The organism is Sphingomonas sp. AP28 (genome assembly GCF_056680455.1).
In genome coordinates, this window is the sequence record NZ_CM155283.1 from 3977439 (window position 1) to 3996207 (window position 18769).

The following is an 18769-nucleotide window of genomic DNA, read 5'->3' on the forward strand; positions in this document are numbered from 1 at the left end:
TTCCAGCAGGGCGTCGCGGTCGCCTACTGCGATCCCCCGGCCCGCTGGAAAAGAACCTCGGCACGTTCTTCGCTGTCTCGCCGATCCCCGACGACTGGACCGAGGCGCAGGCAACCTCGTTCCTCAGCGAATATAACGACTACATGATCCACGACCTGGCGGTGCACGAGGCGATGCCGGGGCATTATCTCCAGCTCGCGCACGCCAACGCGACTCAGTCGACGCTGCGCGCGGTGCTCGGCTCGGGGCCGTTCGTCGAGGGCTGGGCGGTGTATGCCGAGGGCATGATGGCGGACGAGGGCTATCTGAACGGCGATCCGCTGTTCAAGCTCACCGTGCTCAAGATGCGGCTGCGCTCGATCTCTAACTCGCTGCTCGACATCGGCATCCACACCGAGGGTATGACGCGCGACCAGGCGATGCAGCTGATGACGCACACCGCGTTCCAGCAGGAGCGCGAGGCGGCGGGCAAATGGGTCCGCGCGTCGCTCGGATTGACCCAGTTGCTGAGCTATTTCACCGGATATTCCGAGCATATGGCATTACGCGACGAGGCGAAGAGGCGGCAGGGCGCGGCGTTCGATCTCAAACGCTATAACGATGCGCTGCTGGCGCACGGTTCGCCCCCGGTGCGCTATGTCCGGGAACTGCTGTTCGACCTGCCGATCGGATAAGTGCGTGACGGTCATCCCGGGGCGTTCGCGCTTCGGGCGACTGTTGCAGGAGGGGGTTGGTGGGCCCGGCAGGAATCGAACCCGCAACCTAGCCGTTATGAGCGGCCAGCTCTAACCGTTGAGCTACAGGCCCAACCCGCGCCTGCGTTAGCGCAAGCGATCCGCCCGCAAAAGAGCGCACAAGCAAAACGGCAAAGAAAAAGGGCGCTCCCTAAGGAACGCCCTTTCCGACACTAAATCCTATCGAGCGTAAAAACGCCCGACAGGGTTTTAGTTCATGTTGTCGGTCTTCTCGTCGGCAGCGTCACGGACGTTGTCGGCAGCTGCGTTCATGTTATCGGCAGCGTTCTCGAGCACGTCGGTAGCGACTGCGTTCGAGGTGTTGTCCGCCATGGCGTCCATGTTGTCAGCCTGCATTTCCATGTTGTCAGCCAGCATGTCCGCGTTGTTCTCAACGGCGGCGGCTTCTGGCGACTTGCTGCAGGCTGCGACGGACATCAGGCCGGCGGCAGCAGCGATCAGAACGATCTTCTTCATTCGAATGCTCCCAAGCATAGTTTCACTCGCGGCCGACCCGATTGCCGTCGCGAAGTCCCGTCAAATAGCGGACCCCGGCGGGCGGTCAATCCGCTAAATTCATCTGTCCGCAAGGTTTGCGGCAGAACGATGACAGATTGGTTCATGCAACTCGTCACTTATGGGGCACAATTGGCCCGATTTCCTCGGGTGCATTGGCCACCGTCGCGATCACCGTGGTCCAGGCCGCGACGTTCTGGCGAAGCTGTTCGGGGTCGATCAGATCCAGCGTGTCCTCGGGCGTATGATGGTAGTCGAAGTAGCGCAGGCCCGACTGGTTGAGGTCGATCCCGGCGACCCCCGTGGCGATCACCGGGCCGACATCGGTGCCGCCGTGCGGGGCGTCGGCACCACGGACGATCCCGAGCGGCGCGAGCGCGACCGCCAGGCGATCCTCGATCGGCTTGGCGGCGTCGGGCAGGCTGCTCTCGAACCGCCAGACGCGATCGGCACCGAAATCCGATTCGGCGGCGGTTGCATGGCGTTCGCCGGCATGTGCCTTGGCGTAGGCGGCTCCGCCGAAGCCGCCGCTCTCCTCGTCGCCGAACCAGACGACGCGGATCGTCCGGCGTGGGCGCTGGCCGCCGTCCATGACGAGCTTGGCGGCAGCCGCGGTGATCGCGATGCCCGCCCCGTCATCGATCGCGCCGGTGCCGAGATCCCAGCTGTCGAGATGGCCACCGACCAGCACGATCCCGGCCTTGGGATCGGTGCCGGGGACTTCGGCGACGACGTTGCCCGATTCGCGCATGCCGACCTGCTTGTCTTCCAGCACCAGCCTCAGGGTCACCGGCTTGCCGAGCTTCACCAGCCGCTCGACATGCTCCGCGTCGGCGACCGACAGTGCCGCCGCGGGGATCGGCGTCACGCCCGCTTCGAAATTGGTGTTGCCCGCGTGCGGCCCGCGGCCGTGATCGGTGCCGATCGATCGGATCACAATCGCCGCCGCGCCCTTCTTGGCGGCGACGTTCGGTCCGACGAAGCGCGCGGTGCCCTGCGATCCATAGCTCGACCCGTCCTGGGTGGGCTGCATCGCGTTCGATACGAAGGCGATCTTGCCCCTCAGGCTGCCGTCGGCGGCGAGAGCCAGGTCGTTGTATGTCGGGAAATACACGATCGGCAGGGTCAGCCCGCCCGGCGGCGTTGCGCCCGAATTGCCGAGGCCGACCAGATGCAGCTTCTGCGCATAGGGCACGACCAGTTCACCACTCTCCGTGCCGCGCGACCAGATCGGCAGTTGGTATGGCTCGATCCGCACGTTCTTGAACCCCAGCGCCTTCAGCTTGGCGACCGACCAGGCGCGCGCGCGGGGTGCCGCCTCGGTGCCGGTCATGCGCGGGCCGACCTCGGTCGTGATCCCCTCGACGATCTTGTAGGCGGTGTCGTCGGTTAGCGCCTTGTCGCGCAGCGCGGCGACCTTCGCGTCGACCGCGGTCGCAGGCGCAGCGGCGCGCTGCGCCACGACGGGAACGGCGGTGATGACGGCACAGGCCGCCAGAAATGGTGCGATACGCGTCATCGGCTATTCCCCTTGGTGTCGACCCACCGTTAGGTCCGAGCGCGCGCGTTGCCAACCTTCGCGCCTGCCCTTACATGCGCAGATCAATCCCGCCCTCACGAACACCCGAACGGAGACCCCCGTGGCCGGCCAATATGCCTATGTCATGAAGGACATGACGAAGACCTTCCCCGGCGCGCCCAAGCCGGTGCTGTCGAACATCAACCTACAATTCTATCATGGCGCCAAGATCGGCATCGTCGGCCCCAACGGTGCGGGCAAGTCGACGCTGATCAAGATCATGGCCGGCATCGACAAGGATTATACCGGCGAGGCATGGCCGGGCGAGAACGTCACGGTCGGCTATCTGGAGCAGGAGCCGCAACTCGACGCCTCGAAGACCGTGCTGGAGAACGTCAAGGACGGCGCGCGCGGTGTCGCGGACATGGTCGATCGCTTCAACGCAATCTCCGCCGAGATGGGCGATCCCCAGGACGACACCGACTTCGACGCGCTGCTGGAGGAGATGGGGACGCTTCAGGAGCAGATCGACGCGGTCGACGGCTGGACGCTCGACAACCAGCTCGAGGTCGCGATGGAGGCGCTGCGCTGCCCGCCGGGCGACTGGCCGGTCGACAAGCTGTCGGGTGGTGAGAAGCGCCGCGTCGCGCTGACCCGCCTGCTGATCCAGAAGCCGGGTATCCTTCTGCTGGACGAGCCCACCAACCATCTCGACGCGGAGAGCGTCCAGTGGCTGGAGAATCATCTGAAGGATTATGCGGGCGCGGTGCTGATGATCACCCATGACCGCTATTTCCTCGACAACGTCGTCGGCTGGGTGCTCGAACTCGATCGCGGCAAGTATTTCCCGTATGAGGGCAATTACTCGACGTATCTCGAGAAGAAGGCCAAGCGCCTCGAGCAGGAGGATCGCGAGGAATCCGGTCGTCAGACCGCGATCAAGAACGAGCTCGAATGGATCCGCCAGGGTGCCAAGGCACGCCAGACCAAGTCCAAGGCGCGTATCGCTAACTTCGAACGCCTCGTTTCCGCACAGGAGAACCGCTCGCCGGGCAAGGCGCAGATCGTCATCCAGGTGCCCGAGCGTCTCGGCGGCAAGGTCATCGAGCTCGACAACGTCTCCAAGGCTTACGGCGACAAGCTGTTGTTCGAGAACCTTTCGTTCACGCTGCCCGCGGGCGGCATCGTCGGCGTCATCGGTCCCAACGGCGCCGGCAAGTCGACGCTGTTCAAGCTGATCACCGGGCAGGAGACGCCGGACAGCGGCACGATCGACAAGGGTTCGACCGTGCGGCTCGGCTATGTCGACCAGAGCCGCGATCATCTCGACGACAAGAAGAACGTCTGGGAGGAGATTTCCGACGGCCTCGACTCGATGAAGGTCAACGGGTTCGACCAGTCGACGCGCGCCTATGTCGGGGCGTTCAACTTCAAGGGCCAGGACCAGCAGAAGAACGTCGGCAAGCTGTCGGGCGGCGAGCGCAACCGCGTCAACATCGCCAAGATGTTGAAGCGCGGCGGCAACGTGCTGCTGCTCGACGAGCCCACCAACGATCTCGATGTCGAGACCTTGGGCGCGCTCGAGGAAGCGATCGAGAATTTCGCAGGGTGCGCGGTGGTGATCAGCCACGATCGCTTCTTCCTGGATCGTCTCGCCACGCACATCCTGGCGTTCGAGGGCAACAGCCATGTCGAATGGTTCGAGGGCAATTTCGAATCCTACGAAGAGGACAAGCGCCGCCGTCTGGGCGATGCGGCGGATCGTCCTACCGCGCTGTCCTATAAGAAGCTGACTCGCTGACCCGATGTTGCGGGGGCTCGACGAGGAACTGGTCGCTCACAAATACGCGCATGTCGAGCGCGAGCGCCGGTTTCTCGTCGACCCTGCGCGTCGGCCCGATCTGGCCGGTGCGCCGTATATCCTGATCGAGGACCGGTACATCGAGGGCACGCGGCTGAGGCTGCGCGCCATGACCGATAGCGGCTCGGGGCGTGTGGTCCTGAAGATCGGCAAGAAATACGACGTTGCCGATGTGCTCAGCAGGCCGACGGTCACGACGTATCTCGATCGGGACGAGCATGACCTGCTGGCGAAACTGCCGGCACGATCTTTGAGGAAACGCCGGTATCCGGTGGGAGCGGACTTCGGCATCGATTTGTTCGAAGGAGCGCTCGCCGGGCTCGAACTCGCCGAGATCGAGCAGGACGACGCGGCCGCGTTGACGTCGATCGTCAGCCCCGAATGGGCAATCGCGGAAGTTACGCATGATCCGCGATTTCAGGGTGGGCGATTGAGCCTGCTGGATGCGGCAGGCGTGACGAGACTTATTGCCAGTAACATCGAGTGAGTATGACGGTTATCGAACAATCTCCCGGCGGCGATCGGCCCCCTGGCGCAGGCGAACTCGAATATCGTCTTCGACAGCAATCGATCCTTGCCGATTTCGGGATCGAGGCGCTGCGTGCGCGGGATCTGCAGCCGATGTTGCAGCGCGCCACCGAGTTGTGCGGCGAGGGGATGCGGTCGCAATACTGCAAGTTCCTCGAATACCGTCCCGAACAGAACACCTTGTTGGTCCGCGCTGGGATCGGCTGGGCGCCGGGGGTGGTCGGGTCGACCGAGATGCGGACCGATCTCGGCTCGCCCGCAGGGTTCGCGCTGGAGACCGGGCTGCCGGTGATCTCGAACCATCTGGAAAACGAGCAGCGCTTCCGGACGCCTGAGTTCATGGCGCAGCACAATATCCGCCGCGCGATCAACGTGCTGGTCGAGACCTCGGGCAAGCGTTTCGGCGTGCTCGAGGTCGACAGCCCGGACGAAGGCAAGTTCGAGCCCGCCGATTTTGCGTTCATGCAGGGGTTTGCCAACCTCATCGGCGTGGCGATCGAGCGGCAACAGGCGGAGCAGCGGTTGAGCGAAGCGATGGAGCATCAGGAGTTGCTCACCCGCGAGGCGAGCCACCGGGTGAAGAACAGTCTCGCTTTGGTCTCGGCGATGCTCAACCTCCAGATGCAGGAGGATGACGATCCGCGAATCCGCCGGCTGCTCGGCGATGCGCAGGCGCGGATCACCGCGATCGCGCAGACGCACGACCAGCTCTGGCGTGGCGATCAGGTCGGCATCGTCGCGCTCAACGATCTGGTCTGCGGGATCGCTACGGGGCTGGGCGAGCAGTCGCTCACCCACCGGATCGACTGCGATATCGAGGCGATCCTGATCAGCGCGGACGTGGCGATCCCGATGGGGTTGCTGGTTACCGAGCTGGTCACCAACGCGATCAAATATGCGTATGGCGACGACGGCGGCGCGATCATGATCACGGTGCGGAGCGCCGACGGGCGGATCGTGCTGACGGTATCGGACGAGGGCGGCGGGTTACCGTTGGATTTCGACTTGAAGACGGCGTCGCGAAAAAGCCTAGGCATGCGGATGATCGGCAGCCTCGCGCGGCAGTTGCGCGGTACGGTGACGATCGAGAATGCTGCGGTCGGGACGTGCGCAACGCTGGACGTGCCCGATCCGCGGGTCGAAGTCGCAGGCTAGCCACTGTTCTCCTGCGAACGCAGGAGTCCAGGGTCAGGAGCGTTTCGGTTGGTATCCTGGGCTCCTGCGTTTGCAGGAGAACGAGGTTAGCTTAAGCCGCGACCGCGTCGGCTTTAGTCGCCATCCACGCCTCGGCCTTCGCCAGCGCGGGGGCGTCGTCGACGTCGATCCAGTCGATGTCGCTGCAATCCACGATACGGGCGAGGCCTTGCGCGGCCAGCAGGCGGACGCCTTCGGTGAGCGAGGGGCTCGCCAACGTTGCCAGCGCGTCCGACAGCGCAGGGCCGATCGCGAAGACGCCGGTGTCGTAGCAGTCGTGCGGCTCGAGACCCTTGCCGATCGCGACGATGCGGTCGCCTTCGGTGGCGACGCAGGTGACGTCCTCCGGGTCGACCCAGTCATGACCGAGGCGTCGGTCGATGCCAAGGCGCAGACCACCGCCAGCGCCGGCTTTCGCCATGCGCGCGTAGAGTTCGGGACTGACGAGGTGGTCGCACATCGCGAGAATTGCTTCACTACCGCCGAGCGCATCGCGCGCCGCCAATACCGAGACGCCATTGGGCTCACGGTGGTCGGCGAGGACGGTCTCGACTGCCAGCGGCCAGCGCCGGCTCGCGAGATACGCTTCGATCGCCTCACGCCCGTAGCTCACCGTCACGATAGCGCGCGCGAAACCGGCCTCGGCCAATCCTTCGAGTGCGTGAGCGATCAGTGGCCGCCCCGCCACTGCGCAGAGCGGCTTGTACGGGGCGGAGGTGCGAAGGCGGCTGCCTTCCCCGGCGGCGAGGATGACAGCCGTATCGATCATCTCAGGCGGCCTTGATGAACCGCTCGACTTCGATCTGCGCGAGATCGTCGGTCATCTGCGTGCGCGGGTGCTTGCAGAAATACGCCGATGCAGGGTCGATCACGCCGGCGATGCCGCGATCCTTGGCGATCTTGGCGCAACGGATCATGTCGATCGCGACACCCGCCGAGTTGGGGCTGTCCTCGACCGAGAGACGCAGTTCGATGTTCATCGGCACGCCGCCGAACAGCTGGCCTTCCATACGCAGGAAGCAGACCTTGTTGTCGTTCTGCCAGGGCACATAGTCCGACGGGCCGATGTGGACGTTGTCGTCGTCCATCCGCTCGGCCGCGACCGACTGCACCGCTTCGGTCTTCGATATCTTCTTGGACTCGAGCCGGCGATGGTTCGACATGTTGAGGAAGTCGGTGTTGCCGCCGGTGTTGAGCTGGTAGGTGCGATCCAGCTTCACGCCGCGCTTGGCGAACAGGTCGGTCAGCACGCGGTGGACGATCGTCGCGCCAAGCTGCGCCTTGATGTCGTCGCCGATGATCGCGACGCCCGCGTCCTCGAACTTCTTCGCCCAGACCGGGTTCGAGGCGATGAACACGGGGATGTTGTTGACGAACGCCACGCCCGCTTCGATCGCGCACTCGGCGTAGAACTCGGTCGCTTCCTGCGAACCGACCGGCAGGTAGTTCATCAGAACGTCGGCGCCCGACGCCTTGAGCTCGGCGATGACCTCTTCACGGGTCGGCTCGGCGGCGTCCGAAACGAGGAACGTGCGGTCGTCCTTGAAGTCGGCCATGTGGTCGGCGACGCCGTCCAGCTTCTTGCCCATCTTCACGATCGTGCCGGTGTTGCCGACATTGGGTGCGAACACCGCGGTGCAGTTCGGCTTGGCGAAGATCGCCTCGGCGACGTCCTTGCCGACTTTCCGCCGATCGACGTCCCAGGCCGCGACGACCTTGATGTCGCTCGGCTTGTAGCCACCCATGTCGAAATGCATCAGGCCAACCTGGTCGTTTGCCCCCTCGCGATAATGCTCGAGGCCCTGGACGAGCGAGCTCGCGCAGTTGCCGATGCCGACCACGGCGATCCGAATGCTATTCATTACTGACCCTGTTCCTTACGAAAGATGCATGCGCGACGCGGTCTTTGGTCGCGTTGCGGAAGTATTGCGAACGAAAGCCCGCTCGACACGACGGTGCCAGACGAGCCCGACGATGGCCACGAGCGTCAAAGGGACGATCTCGAACCACCAGAAGATGCGTGGGTTGCCCGCGAAGCAGGCGACGAAGATCGCCCATACCCGGACATTCGCGGTAAGCAAGGCCATGAAGCGCAACGGCGCGACGGCGCGGACACCGTACAGGGCCCCGAGCGCGACCGGATCCGCGGACTGACCGAGCGTGCGCTCGAACGGCATGGCAATCCGGTCGATGCTGCTCGCGACGCCATCATAGAAGCGGACGAGCGCGTTGCCGATCGGAACGGGGAGCGCTTCGAGCGCCACGCCCTTGATCCGGCGATGGAAGCGCGAACGCTCGCCTTCGTACATGTTCGATTGCACGGCATGCGCGCCACCGGCGGCAAAAGCGAGGACCCAGCCCTCGGGCGTATCGATCGTCAGCGCGAGCGAGACGTAGATCAGCGCGAACACGCCGTGGTCGCACAACCCATCGAGCATCCTGCCGAGCGGGCTCGCGGTCTTGGTCGCGCGGGCGACCATGCCGTCGAGTCCGTCGGCGATCAGCCAGCCCATCGACAGCACCAGGCCGACCAGCGCGAGCGCCCAGTTTCCCCACTGCGTGTACGCAAGCGCCGCTGCTCCGCCGAGGCAAAGCCCCGTCACCGACACCGAATTGGCCGAAATTCCACGCGCCAAAGCAAGCGGCAAAAGCGCACGGCCTGCCGGGTGAATCAGCCAAAGATTAGATGGGATCTCGATCCGGCGATCGCGCGATCCATCCGGTGGAGCCACTGTCATAGGATTTTCATAATGCGCCGGACGGGCGATTTATGCAAGGTGGCGCGGCTGACCTTACGGAACGCTTGACCGCAATTCCTCGAGCCAGATCTTGGCAGTTCCATCCGACGGCGCGCGCCAGTCGCCGCGCGGCGATAGCGCGCCGCCTGCGGAGACCTTCGGCCCATTGGGCATCGCCGACCGCTTGAACTGGCTGGTCGTGAAGAAGCGGAAGAGGAATTTCTCCAGCCAATGGCGGATCGTCGGCAGGTCGTAGGCGACGCGCGCGTCCGCGGGCAGGTCTTCCGGCCATGCGCCGACGCTCGCGTCGCGCCATGCGTGCCAAGCGAGAAACGCGATCTTCGAGGGGGCAAGGCCGTAGCGGATCACGTAATGCGCGAAGAAATCGTTCAGCGCATAGGGCCCGATCATCGACTCGGTGCTCTGCAATGCGCCATCCGCACCCGCCGGAACGAGCTCGGGCGAAATCTCCTGCGCCAGGATCGTCGAGAGGATCTCGTCGGTCGCGGCGTCATACTGGTCGGTGCGGATACACCAGCGGATCAGGAACTGGATCAGCGTCTTCGGTACGCCGCTGTTCACCGCGTAATGGCTCATCTGGTCGCCGACGCCGTAGGTGCACCAGCCGAGCGCCATCTCGCTCAGGTCGCCGGTGCCGAGCACGATCCCGCGCCGCTGGTTGGCGAGGCGGAACAGGTAATCGGTACGCAAACCCGCCTGCACGTTCTCGAAGGTGATGTCGTAGACGGGTTCGCCTTCGCTGAAGGGATGGCCGATGTCCTGCATCATTCGCGTGGCGGCGGGGCGGATGTCGATCTCCTCGGCGGTAATGCCGAGCGCGCGCATCAGCGCCCACGCGTTCGCCTTGGTCCCTTCGCCAGTCGCGAAGCCGGGCATGGTGAAGCCGAGAATGTTGGTCCGCGGGCGTCCAAGCCGGTCCATCGCCTTGGCCGCGACGATCAGCGCGTGCGTCGAGTCGAGGCCGCCGGACACGCCAATCACGATCGTCTCGGCATGCGCGGCGACGAGGCGCTTCGACAGCGCCTCCACCTGAATGTTGAACGCCTCGTAGCAATCGTCATCGCGCCGCGTCGGATCGTTCGGGACGAACGGGAAGCGGCGGATCACGCGTTCCAGGCCAGTGCCCTCAACTACCGGCGCGTGATCGAACGCGATCCGTCGGAAGCGCGTTTCCGGATTACCCGCGAACACGGCCGCATCGTTGAACGTGCCGGTCCGCAGCCGTTCCTGTGTAATTCGTTCGCAGTCGACGTCGGCGACGACCAGTTCGGGCTCGGTCGAGAACCGCGCCGACTCCGCGATCTGTTCGCCGAGTTCGTGGACCAGTCCCTGGCCGTCCCAGGCGACCTCTGTAGTGCTCTCGCCCGGCCCCGCAGCGGAGTAGACATAGGCGCAGACCGCGCGGGCCGATTGCGCCGCCGCCAGCATCGCCCGATCGCGCGCCTTGCCGATGACGATGTTCGAGGCGGACAGGTTGCAGCAGATCAGCGCCCCCGCGAGCGCACCCGCGGTCGAGGGCGGGGTAGGGGCCCAGTAATCCTCGCAGATTTCGGCATGGAACACGAAGCCGGGCAGGTCGCGCGCGGCGAAGATCAGGTCGGTCCCGAACGGCACGTCGCCGCCGCCGAGGTCGATCGTCAGTCCGGTCATCCCTACGCCACTTGCGAACCAACGCTTCTCGTAGAACTCGCGGTAATTGGGCAGAAACGTCTTCGGGACCACGCCGAGCACGCGCCCGCGTGCGATCGCCAGCGCGCAGTTATACAGCCGCCCGTTCCGCACCAGCGCCGCGCCGACCAGCAGCACCGGCCGCAAGGTCGCGCTCGCCTCGACCACCGTCGCGATCGCGGCCAGCGTCGCGCGCTGCTGCGCGGTCTGGAGATGCAGATCGTCGATCGCGTAGGAGGTGAGGTTCAGCTCCGGGAAGACGACGAGGTCGACGCCCTTCGCATCTGCCTCGCGCGCCAAAGCGATCGTAGCCTCGGCATTGGCCCCGGTATCCCCCACCGAAGCCCGCGGCGTCGCGGCGGCAACACGGATCAGCCCGTGACTATGGATCGCGTAGAATGGATGCGTCATGGCGCACCGATAAACGCCCGCGCTGCGTCACGCCACCTGCTTGATCCCGTCGGCGGTGGCATGACGCGCGATCCTGTGAGAGGCTTCGAGCATGAAACTCCGCATAGTCCAGGTGTTCGTTCTCGCGGTCGTCAGCGTGCTGTACTGGCTGCTCGTAAGCCATGTCTCCGGCGCGAAGGAGCCTTGGGATGCGGCTGGCTACTGGTTGATCTGGTACCCCGGTTCGCTGCTTCTGTCGGCCGTCGGCGGCGTTGCGTTTGGCAAGCGGGGATGGTCAGCAGGAGCGATCGTCACGGTCGCGCAGCTGCCTGTAATATGGGTAAACACGGAATTTGGCGGGCTGCTGATCGTCGGCGTCGCGTTTCTGGCCATCCTGGCCGTTCCAGCGGTCATGCTGTCCGCGCTTTTCGGTCGCCTTCGGGTGGCTTCGCGGCGCAATGCCGGTGGAAGGAAACAGCACGGCCCGATATGAGATTGAGCCGCTAGCGCGACTAGCCCTGCAGCGAGACGGAGACGATTTTGACGATCACGATGTTCGGCATCAAGAATTGCGACACGATCAAGAAGGCGCGGAATTGGCTCGATGCGCACGACGTCGCGTATGCGTTCCACGACTACAAGGCCGCCGGTATCGACGCTGCGCACCTCGACGACTGGATCGGTCGGACCGGGTGGGAAGTATTGCTCAATCGCGCAGGCACCACGTTTCGGAAGCTGCCCGAAGCGGATCGCGCGGATATGGATGCGGCGAAGGCCACCGCGCTGATGCTGGCGCAACCGTCGATGATCAAGCGGCCGGTGCTCGATACCGGCGAGACGCTTCTGGTCGGGTTCAAGCCCGAGGCGTATGAGGCGGCGGCGCTCGAAAACACCTGAAGGAGATCAGCATGCCGGTTGCACGTTGGAATGGCCACGAGATCGCTCGATCGGACGACACCGTCGTCGTCGAGGGCAATCATTATTTTCCCGCCGACAGCGTCGATCCGGCGTTGCTGGAGGTTAGCGCGACGCATTCGAACTGCCCATGGAAGGGCGTGGCGAGCTACAAGACGCTGGTCGTCGACGGCAACCGCAACGTCGATGCGGTCTGGTATTACCCAGAACCGAAGTCCGCGGCGGCCGAGATCAAGGATCGCTATGCATTCTGGAAGGGCGTGACGGTCGCTTAAGTAAGCGCGACACCGTTTAGAATCCTCCCCCGCCAGGGGGGGGTGTCGCCGAAGGTGACGGAGGGGGAGGACACGGAACAGGCGTTTCGCTTACCTCCCCCTCCGGCTGGCAAGCGCCAGCCACCTCCCCCTGGCGGGGGAGGATCGGGAGGCTCAGCTCAGATCGCGCCCGAGAACGTGTCGCACTGCTGCGGATCGCCGCTCTCCAGCCCGCGCTTCAGCCACGACTGGCGCTGTGCCGATGTCCCGTGCGTGAAGCTGTCTGGTACCACGCGGCCCTGCGACTGCTTCTGCAACGTATCGTCGCCGATCGCCTGCGCGGCAGTCATGCCCTCCTGGATATCGCCGGGTTCGAGCCGCGACCGGTTGGCCGCCGCCCAAACGCCGGCATAGCAATCCGCCTGGAGTTCGAGCCGCACCGACAGCGCGTTGCCCTCGGTCTCGCTTGCCTGCCGTTGCGCCTGCTGAACCTGCGCATTGGTGCCGAGCAGCTTCTGGATGTGGTGGCCGAACTCGTGCGCGATCACGTAATCCTGCGCGAAGTCACCCTGCGCCTTGAAGCGAGTCGACAGCTCGTTGAAGAAGCTGGTGTCGAGATAGATGCCCTGGTCGGTCGGGCAATAGAACGGCCCCATCGCCGACTGCGCGGCGCCGCAACCCGAGCGGCCATTGCCGTCGAAGAACACAAGCTTCGGCGCCTCGAACCGCTGGCCGTTCTTCTGGAAGATCGCTTCCCAGGTATTGTCGGCCGAGCTGAAGGCGTTGCAGGCAGCCTTGCTTTCGGCGTTCAGCGAACAGCTCGACTGGGTGTTGGTGCCCGAGCGCGGTCCGCTCTGCGTCGTCGGCGCCGACGTCTGTCCGCCGCCGAGCAGTCCGCCAAGGCCGCCCATCCCACCGAATACCGCCATCAGGATCAGCACCACGACGATCCCGCCGCACCCGAAGCGGCTGCCGATCATCGGCAACAGCCCCATCAGCAGGCCGCCACCGCCGCCAAAGCCGCCTCCACCGCCGCCCGACCCGCGCTGGTCCTCGACGTTGATGTTCGGATCGTAATCGTCGAGCCGCATGGATATGCCCCTTTTCGTTTCTTCTCGGGAACGAAATGCGCAAGGTGGCGCTAGGGTTGCACGGCGGCAGAATACGCTGCGCCAGGATGGGGGAGTATGCATGTTCCTGAAGGGCAAGACCGCGGTCATCACCGGATCCACGTCGGGAATCGGGCTCGCCTACGCCAAGGCGTTTGCAGCCGAAGGCGCAGCAGTGGTGCTCAACGGGTTCGGCAATGCCGATGTGATCGAACGTGAGCGGGCAGCGTTGGCGCAGGTCAGCGGCGCGATCGCGCTCTACGATCCGGCGGACATGACCAAGCCCGACCAGATCGCCGCAATGGTCGCCCGCGCCGCGGCGGAGACCGGCAGCGTCGACATCGTCGTCAACAATGCCGGCATCCAGCATGTCGCGGGAATTGCCGACTTCCCGATCGACAAGTTCGACGCGATCATCGCGATCAACCTGTCGTCTGCCTGGCACATGATGCGCGCCGCGGTGCCGCACATGCGAGCCAGGGGCTGGGGGCGGATCATCTCGACCGCGTCCGCGCACTCGCTGGTCGCGAGCCCGAACAAGTCCGCCTACGTGATGGCCAAGCACGCGATCGCCGGGCTCACCAAGACGATCGCGCTGGAGACCGCGACCGACGGCATAACCGTCAACTGCATCTCGCCGGGCTATGTCTGGACGCCGCTGGTCGAGAACCAGATCCCCGACACGATGGCGGCACGTGGGCTGACGCGCGATCAGGTGATGAACGACGTGCTGCTCGCCGCGCAACCGACCAAGGAGTTCGTCACCCCCGAACAGGTCGCGGCGTTCGCGCTGTTCCTGTGCCGCGACGAGGCCAAGGCGATCACCGGCGCCAATTTGTCGATGGACGGCGGCTGGACGGCGGCGTGATGGTGCCCCGTGGTGCGAGAATATGATTGTAATACGGCATGTTAGAGGGTTAGCTTCGGATATGCACACGCGGTCGACGACGAAGCGGACATGGTTGGCCACCGGGGCCTGTCTCATCCTAGCTGGATACGGTTCGAGCGCATCGCGCGCGGCGTTGATCGGCTCGGGCGCCGTGTCGCCGCTCGATACCGATCGCGACTCCGACTGGCGGCGTGTCGCCACGGTCGCTGATCGCGCGCGTTTGCGGGGCTGGCGTGGCGCCTGGATGGACGCGCTGGCACAGGTCGATGCGAAGAACCTTGCCGCCGAGCCGGTATTGTTCGATCCCGATCATGCGCTCGCCGACGCCCTGCCGCCCGCCGGAAGCTACCAGTGCCGCACGTTCAAGCTCGGCGCGCGTGGTGGGATCGGCCCGACATACAGCGCTTCCGCCTGGTTCGCCTGCCGGATAGACTCCGACGGCGACACCGACGTTGTCAGCCTGGTCAAAGTCGATGGATCGCAACGCCCCGTCGGCACGGTCTTTGCAGACACCGCGTCGCGCGCGATATTCTTGGGCACGATGGAGCTCGGCGACGAAAAGCGTCCGATGCGCTATGGCCGCGACGCCAACCGCGACATGGCCGGCTTGATCGAACGGATCGGCACGCGGCGGTGGCGCGTCGTGCTCCCGTATCCGCGGTTCGAATCGGTCCTCGACGTCGTTGAACTGGTACCCGCGCCTTAGCGGGCGGGCACCGGTGCCGCCGTGGCGACGACCGCCGGTGTCTGGGACGTGGTTGCCTGGGTCGGTGAGATCGGTGGCAGGCCAGCGAGATACGCCTTGCCGTGCAGCCCGACCGGGATGACGCGACCCACATTCGCAGCGCCGATGGCCTTCAGATACGAGCGTGGCTTCTTCATCAGCTTTGGCTGGTCGAGTCCCGACAGCCCGACGATCCGCGCCGCTTCCTTGACGAAGTGGACGCAATTGTGATCGCCGAGCCGGTACACGCTGTCCGGCTTGCCCTCGCTCCACGCGTCGACCAGCTTCAGTACCTGCGTATATTGCGCGTCGGTCATCACCACCGAGAACTGCGCGTCGCTGCCGGTAATGTAGGTCGGCTTCGCGATATCGAGCATGCCCGACACCGGGCCCATCAACAGCGCCGGCGATACCGATTTCGCGGTAAAGCCGTAATTTGCGTCGACCGGCGCGCCGCCGGCGTCGGGTAGGCCCCGCAAAGTGAAGAACGCGTGCGGGAAGCTGTTGCCGAGTTCGTGGCTCCAGAAGGTGATGGTGACGGCCGCCTGTGCGGGCAGTGCGTATCCCAGGCACAGGCAGAGCAGGGCGATCAGCCGAAGAAGCGGTCTCATCCCCCAATATTATTTTGGAATGTCGAGCCTTACCAGCGTGATGAGTCTGATTTAGATCAGATTTGCGTGGTATTTTGTGCGGTTGCCGGAGCCGACGAAGCGGATGCGGCAAGCGTCGCGTTCTCGCGCTTCTCTGGTCGGATGTAGATCGAGGAGAGCATCGGGATGGCGGCACGCAACTCGGTCTCCATCGCCTCGATCAGCGTCTCGCCGTCGCCCATCGTCACCGAATCGTCGAAGTCGGCGCTGATCGCGGCGAAGATGCTCTCGGGCGCGGTGTGGATCGTGCGGACGTGGTTGACCGAGACGATCGCGGGGTGCGCGGACACGATCTTGCGGATCGTCGCGATCACCGCCGGATCGGCGCGCTCGCCGATCAGCAGGCCCTTCGACTCGCGCGCGAGCAGCACCGCGACCAGCGCGAGGATCACCCCGATCGCGATAGAGGCGGCGCCATCGATCCGCGGATCGTTGAACGCATGGCTGGCCCAGATGCCTAACCCGGCGATGACGAGCCCCGCGAGCGCCGCCGAGTCCTCGAACAACACGATGAAGCCCGCCGGGTCCTTCGACCGGTGGATCGCCTGCCACCAGCCCATGTCGCCCTTGGCCTTCGAGAATTCGCGCACGGCGATCGTCCAACTGCTCCCCTCAAGCGCGAACGAGATTGCCAGCACGACGTAGTTGACGGTCGGGCTCGTGAGCGGCTCCGGCTCTTGGATGTGCCGCCAGCCCTCGAAGATCGACACGCCCGCGCCGATCGCGAAGATCAGGATCGCGACGACGAACGCCCAGAAATAGAGTTCGCGGCCATAGCCGAACGGATGCGCCTCGTCGGCGGGGCGCTTGGCCTTCTTCTGACCGTAGAGCAGCAGCACCTGGTTGCCGCTGTCGACCACCGAGTGGAAGCCTTCGGTCAGCATCGACGACGAGCCGGTCATCCCGGCCGCGACGAATTTCGCCACGCCGATCCCGAGATTGGCGGCGAGGGCACCGTAGAGGACGATGTCGTCCTTGATGCGAGCGGTCAGAGTCTTTGCCATGGCGCCGTCCTACACGAGGGGGCGGGGTTGGAAAGGGGCGGAATTTGAACGCAAATCTCCCTTCCCCCCCCCTGAAAGGGAGGGGCTGGGGGTGGGTAGGTTTCCGCATTTCTCGACCCGGTGCGACACGAGCGGGCCGACCCACCCCCAACCCCTCCCTTTCAGAGAGGGGCGAAGTCGGAGGAAACAGGAATACCCGCCGATGGACAAGCCACCGGCGGGATCCTTTCCTCCCCAGGAAACTGTGTGAAGCGGTTTAGCCGAGCCGGCCGAGGCGGTGGTACAGCGCACTCATCCGCGTCAGCCGTTCGTCGTCGATCGAGGTCTTGCTGATCATCTCGCCGAGCACTTCCTTCATCAGCGCGAAATCGTTGGTCGAGAAGACGGCGCGGGCGCGGGGTTGTTCGGTGGTCGTCTGCATGGCTTGCCTCCTTCGATGATCGTCTTGTCTCTCTCTTTACATGCATCATGTGTCGAGAGAGGCGATGCACAGGCAATAGCGTTCGAGGCCGGCAAGTTGGAAGACGGTCGCGCGCCGCGGTAACGTCGCGATGTCCGTCCAGCTTGTAGAACACGTGTCGTTCTGTAAACATCGTGACAGGAGGGTTTGCGATGGCGGAACGTAAATTGCTGGCGGGGCACGCGATCCGTCGGTTGCGGCGCGGGGCAGGGCTGACGCAGGCGGCGATGGCCGACATGCTCGCGATCAGCCCGAGCTATCTCAACCTCGTCGAGCGCAACCAGCGGCCGATCTCCGCGACGCTGCTGATCAAGCTCGCCGAGAGCTTCGACTTCGATCCGCGATCGCTCGCGGCGGGCGAACCGGGTGGCGGCGCGGATGCGATCCGGCGACGGCTGGCCGACCCGATGTTCGCCGACCTCGAGATCGACCGCAACGAAGTCGAGGAATGGCTTGCCAGCGCCCCCGGCGGTGCGGCGGCATTCGCCCGCGTGTTCGATCGGATCGGCGGCGGCGCGGTGGTCGAAGCGGGCGACGATCCGGTCACGCTCGTCCGTCGCGAGATCGAGCGTTGGCGCAATCATTTCGCCGACCTCGACGCGGCGGCCGAAGCGTTGGCCGACGAATTACGGCTCGGCGCGGGTGATCTCTACGGCGCGATTGCCGAGCGGCTGCGCGCCAAGCACGGCCTGACCATCCGCGTACTGCCCGCTGACGTGCTCCCCGACACGCTCCGCCGCCTCGACCTGCACGCGCGCCAGTTGCAATTGAGCGAGATGCTCGACCCGGCCTCGCGCACGTTTGCGGTCGCGTTCCAGCTCGGCCAGATCGAGGCGAAGGCGGAGATCGATGCGCTGGCGAAAGGCGCCGGGTTCACCGATCGCGCCGCGGAACGGCTCTATCGCCGCCACCTGCTCGGCTATTTCGCCGCCGCGCTGATGATGCCCTACGCCCGGTTTCTCCGTGGATGCGAGACGACGGGGTACGATATCGAGCTGTTGCAACGCCGGTTCGGCGCTGGCTTTGAACAGGTCGCGCACCGGCTGACGACGTTGCAGCGCGTCGGCGCACGCGGCCTGCCGTTCTTCATGATCCGCATCGATCGGGCGGGGCAGGCGTCGAAGCGCTATCCCGGCGCAAGCGGCGCGGCGCTGGTCGAGGCGGACGGCCGCTGTCCATTGTGGCGGTTGCATCATGCATTCGACCGACCGGGCAGCCTGATGGTGCAGCTGGTCGAACTGGAGGATGGTGCACGCTGGCTGACGATGGCACGCACCGTGACGCCGCAGGGCAGCCGGTTCGGCGCGGTGCACGCGGAGTTCGCGATCGGGCTCGGCGTCGCGGCGGCGCAGGCGGGTGTGCTGGCGGCGGCGAGCGGCTTCGATCTGGCGGGGAGGGCGATGCCGATCGGGCTCGGCTGTCGCGCGTGTTTCCGCAACGATTGCCCGCAACGGTCCGTCGCGCCGGCCGGGCGGGCTCTGCTGATCAACGAGCGGGAACGACGGACGTCCGCGCTGACGTTTGCGGGCGACTAAACGATCCTCACCCGCAAGGGGGAGGTTGCAGGCGCTTGCCTGACGGAGGGGGAGGAAGGC

Annotated in this window: 19 protein-coding genes, 1 tRNA gene and 1 pseudogene; 10 read left to right on the forward strand and 11 right to left on the reverse strand. The window is 65.1% G+C overall.

Features of this window, described 5'->3' with window-relative positions:
• Nucleotides 1-23: 23 nt before the first annotated feature.
• Nucleotides 24-674, forward strand: a pseudogene (locus AC1MH0_RS18435) (DUF885 domain-containing protein); the annotation flags it as partial.
• A gap of 57 nt (nt 675-731) precedes the next feature.
• On the opposite strand, the gene AC1MH0_RS18440 reads toward AC1MH0_RS18435, so the two are convergent.
• From AC1MH0_RS18440 to AC1MH0_RS18450, 3 genes are all read right to left on the reverse strand, one after another.
• Nucleotides 732-807, reverse strand: a tRNA-Ile gene (locus AC1MH0_RS18440).
• Nucleotides 808-944: 137 nt separating this feature from the next.
• Nucleotides 945-1211, reverse strand: coding sequence for a hypothetical protein (locus AC1MH0_RS18445; protein WP_031393308.1), 267 nt, complete (start codon nt 1209-1211; stop codon nt 945-947).
• Between the two features lie 154 nt (nt 1212-1365).
• Entirely contained in the window at nt 1366-2769 is a 1404-nt protein-coding gene (locus tag AC1MH0_RS18450) for a M20/M25/M40 family metallo-hydrolase (RefSeq protein ID WP_480963964.1), read from the reverse strand.
• 121 nt (nt 2770-2890) lie between these two features.
• Between AC1MH0_RS18450 and ettA the strand changes: the two genes are divergently transcribed.
• The 3 genes from ettA to AC1MH0_RS18465 are packed head-to-tail and all read left to right on the forward strand — an operon-like array spanning nt 2891 to nt 6313.
• Entirely contained in the window at nt 2891-4570 is a 1680-nt protein-coding gene (gene ettA / locus AC1MH0_RS18455; protein WP_480963965.1) for an energy-dependent translational throttle protein EttA, read from the forward strand.
• Between the two features lie 4 nt (nt 4571-4574).
• On the forward strand, nt 4575-5117 hold the full coding sequence (locus AC1MH0_RS18460) for a CYTH domain-containing protein (protein ID WP_480963966.1): 543 nt from the start codon (nt 4575-4577) through the stop codon (nt 5115-5117).
• Between the two features lie 2 nt (nt 5118-5119).
• Nucleotides 5120-6313: a sensor histidine kinase gene (locus AC1MH0_RS18465; protein WP_480963967.1), complete on the forward strand. Its 1194-nt coding sequence runs from the start codon at nt 5120-5122 to the stop codon at nt 6311-6313.
• Nucleotides 6314-6404: 91 nt separating this feature from the next.
• Here the strand turns inward: AC1MH0_RS18465 and AC1MH0_RS18470 are convergent, their stop codons facing one another.
• The 4 genes from AC1MH0_RS18470 to AC1MH0_RS18485 all read right to left on the reverse strand — a co-directional run bounded on the left by AC1MH0_RS18470 (nt 6405) and on the right by AC1MH0_RS18485 (nt 11190).
• A complete protein-coding gene (locus AC1MH0_RS18470) occupies nt 6405-7121 on the reverse strand; it encodes a phosphocholine cytidylyltransferase family protein (protein WP_480963968.1) in 717 nt (238 codons plus the stop codon).
• Nucleotide 7122: 1 nt separating this feature from the next.
• Nucleotides 7123-8214 carry an inositol-3-phosphate synthase gene (locus AC1MH0_RS18475; RefSeq protein WP_056050788.1) on the reverse strand — a complete coding sequence of 364 codons (1092 nt, stop codon included), beginning with the start codon at nt 8212-8214 and terminating at the stop codon, nt 7123-7125.
• A gap of 15 nt (nt 8215-8229) precedes the next feature.
• Nucleotides 8230-8988 (reverse strand): CDP-alcohol phosphatidyltransferase family protein, encoded by a 759-nt coding sequence (locus tag AC1MH0_RS18480; protein WP_480963969.1) that lies wholly within the window; start codon nt 8986-8988, stop codon nt 8230-8232.
• 156 nt (nt 8989-9144) lie between these two features.
• Nucleotides 9145-11190, reverse strand: coding sequence for an NAD(+) synthase (locus tag AC1MH0_RS18485; protein WP_480963970.1), 2046 nt, complete (start codon nt 11188-11190; stop codon nt 9145-9147).
• 112 nt (nt 11191-11302) lie between these two features.
• Between AC1MH0_RS18485 and AC1MH0_RS18490 the strand changes: the two genes are divergently transcribed.
• The 3 genes from AC1MH0_RS18490 to AC1MH0_RS18500 are packed head-to-tail and all read left to right on the forward strand — an operon-like array spanning nt 11303 to nt 12359.
• Nucleotides 11303-11662: a hypothetical protein gene (locus AC1MH0_RS18490; RefSeq protein WP_480963971.1), complete on the forward strand. Its 360-nt coding sequence runs from the start codon at nt 11303-11305 to the stop codon at nt 11660-11662.
• 47 nt (nt 11663-11709) lie between these two features.
• Nucleotides 11710-12066 (forward strand): ArsC family reductase, encoded by a 357-nt coding sequence (locus tag AC1MH0_RS18495; RefSeq protein WP_480963972.1) that lies wholly within the window; start codon nt 11710-11712, stop codon nt 12064-12066.
• An 11-nt stretch (nt 12067-12077) separates the two neighbouring features.
• Nucleotides 12078-12359 (forward strand): DUF427 domain-containing protein, encoded by a 282-nt coding sequence (locus AC1MH0_RS18500; RefSeq protein WP_480963973.1) that lies wholly within the window; start codon nt 12078-12080, stop codon nt 12357-12359.
• A gap of 158 nt (nt 12360-12517) precedes the next feature.
• On the opposite strand, the gene ypfJ is transcribed toward AC1MH0_RS18500, so the two are convergent.
• Nucleotides 12518-13429: a KPN_02809 family neutral zinc metallopeptidase gene (ypfJ, locus tag AC1MH0_RS18505; RefSeq protein ID WP_480963974.1), complete on the reverse strand. Its 912-nt coding sequence runs from the start codon at nt 13427-13429 to the stop codon at nt 12518-12520.
• Between the two features lie 100 nt (nt 13430-13529).
• On the opposite strand from ypfJ, the gene AC1MH0_RS18510 reads away from it, so the two are divergent.
• Nucleotides 13530-14315, forward strand: a complete 786-nt coding sequence (locus AC1MH0_RS18510; protein WP_480963975.1) for a 3-hydroxybutyrate dehydrogenase — start codon at nt 13530-13532, stop codon at nt 14313-14315.
• Between the two features lie 61 nt (nt 14316-14376).
• Nucleotides 14377-15042, forward strand: a complete 666-nt coding sequence (locus AC1MH0_RS18515) for a DUF4893 domain-containing protein (RefSeq protein ID WP_480963976.1) — start codon at nt 14377-14379, stop codon at nt 15040-15042.
• Here the strand turns inward: AC1MH0_RS18515 and AC1MH0_RS18520 are convergent.
• The 3 genes from AC1MH0_RS18520 to AC1MH0_RS18530 all read right to left on the reverse strand — a co-directional run bounded on the left by AC1MH0_RS18520 (nt 15039) and on the right by AC1MH0_RS18530 (nt 17135).
• The gene (locus AC1MH0_RS18520) at nt 15039-15671 is read right to left on the reverse strand and encodes a hypothetical protein (RefSeq protein WP_480963977.1); all 633 of its coding nucleotides are present in this window, start codon (nt 15669-15671) and stop codon (nt 15039-15041) included. The two genes, AC1MH0_RS18515 and AC1MH0_RS18520, sit on opposite strands and share 4 nt — an antisense overlap.
• A 56-nt stretch (nt 15672-15727) precedes the next feature.
• The gene (locus AC1MH0_RS18525) at nt 15728-16714 is read right to left on the reverse strand and encodes a cation diffusion facilitator family transporter (protein WP_480963978.1); all 987 of its coding nucleotides are present in this window, start codon (nt 16712-16714) and stop codon (nt 15728-15730) included.
• Between the two features lie 256 nt (nt 16715-16970).
• The gene (locus AC1MH0_RS18530) at nt 16971-17135 is read right to left on the reverse strand and encodes a hypothetical protein (RefSeq protein WP_164913371.1); all 165 of its coding nucleotides are present in this window, start codon (nt 17133-17135) and stop codon (nt 16971-16973) included.
• A 191-nt stretch (nt 17136-17326) separates the two neighbouring features.
• Between AC1MH0_RS18530 and AC1MH0_RS18535 the strand changes: the two genes are divergently transcribed.
• Nucleotides 17327-18709 carry a helix-turn-helix domain-containing protein gene (locus tag AC1MH0_RS18535; RefSeq protein WP_107963643.1) on the forward strand — a complete coding sequence of 461 codons (1383 nt, stop codon included), beginning with the start codon at nt 17327-17329 and terminating at the stop codon, nt 18707-18709.
• Nucleotides 18710-18769 lie beyond the last annotated feature (60 nt).

Coding starts and splice junctions, on each gene's coding strand:
- AC1MH0_RS18445 (WP_031393308.1), bottom strand. CDS start 1,211: ATGAAGAAGATCGTTCTGATCGCTGCTGCCGCCGGCCTGATGTCCGTC.
- AC1MH0_RS18450 (WP_480963964.1), bottom strand. CDS start 2,769: ATGACGCGTATCGCACCATTTCTGGCGGCCTGTGCCGTCATCACCGCC.
- AC1MH0_RS18460 (WP_480963966.1), top strand. CDS start 4,575: ATGTTGCGGGGGCTCGACGAGGAACTGGTCGCTCACAAATACGCGCAT.
- AC1MH0_RS18465 (WP_480963967.1), top strand. CDS start 5,120: ATGACGGTTATCGAACAATCTCCCGGCGGCGATCGGCCCCCTGGCGCA.
- AC1MH0_RS18470 (WP_480963968.1), bottom strand. CDS start 7,121: ATGATCGATACGGCTGTCATCCTCGCCGCCGGGGAAGGCAGCCGCCTT.
- AC1MH0_RS18475 (WP_056050788.1), bottom strand. CDS start 8,214: ATGAATAGCATTCGGATCGCCGTGGTCGGCATCGGCAACTGCGCGAGC.
- AC1MH0_RS18485 (WP_480963970.1), bottom strand. CDS start 11,190: ATGACGCATCCATTCTACGCGATCCATAGTCACGGGCTGATCCGTGTT.
- AC1MH0_RS18500 (WP_480963973.1), top strand. CDS start 12,078: ATGCCGGTTGCACGTTGGAATGGCCACGAGATCGCTCGATCGGACGAC.
- ypfJ (WP_480963974.1), bottom strand. CDS start 13,429: ATGCGGCTCGACGATTACGATCCGAACATCAACGTCGAGGACCAGCGC.
- AC1MH0_RS18510 (WP_480963975.1), top strand. CDS start 13,530: ATGTTCCTGAAGGGCAAGACCGCGGTCATCACCGGATCCACGTCGGGA.
- AC1MH0_RS18515 (WP_480963976.1), top strand. CDS start 14,377: ATGCACACGCGGTCGACGACGAAGCGGACATGGTTGGCCACCGGGGCC.
- AC1MH0_RS18520 (WP_480963977.1), bottom strand. CDS start 15,671: ATGAGACCGCTTCTTCGGCTGATCGCCCTGCTCTGCCTGTGCCTGGGA.
- AC1MH0_RS18525 (WP_480963978.1), bottom strand. CDS start 16,714: ATGGCAAAGACTCTGACCGCTCGCATCAAGGACGACATCGTCCTCTAC.
- AC1MH0_RS18530 (WP_164913371.1), bottom strand. CDS start 17,135: ATGCAGACGACCACCGAACAACCCCGCGCCCGCGCCGTCTTCTCGACC.
- AC1MH0_RS18535 (WP_107963643.1), top strand. CDS start 17,327: ATGGCGGAACGTAAATTGCTGGCGGGGCACGCGATCCGTCGGTTGCGG.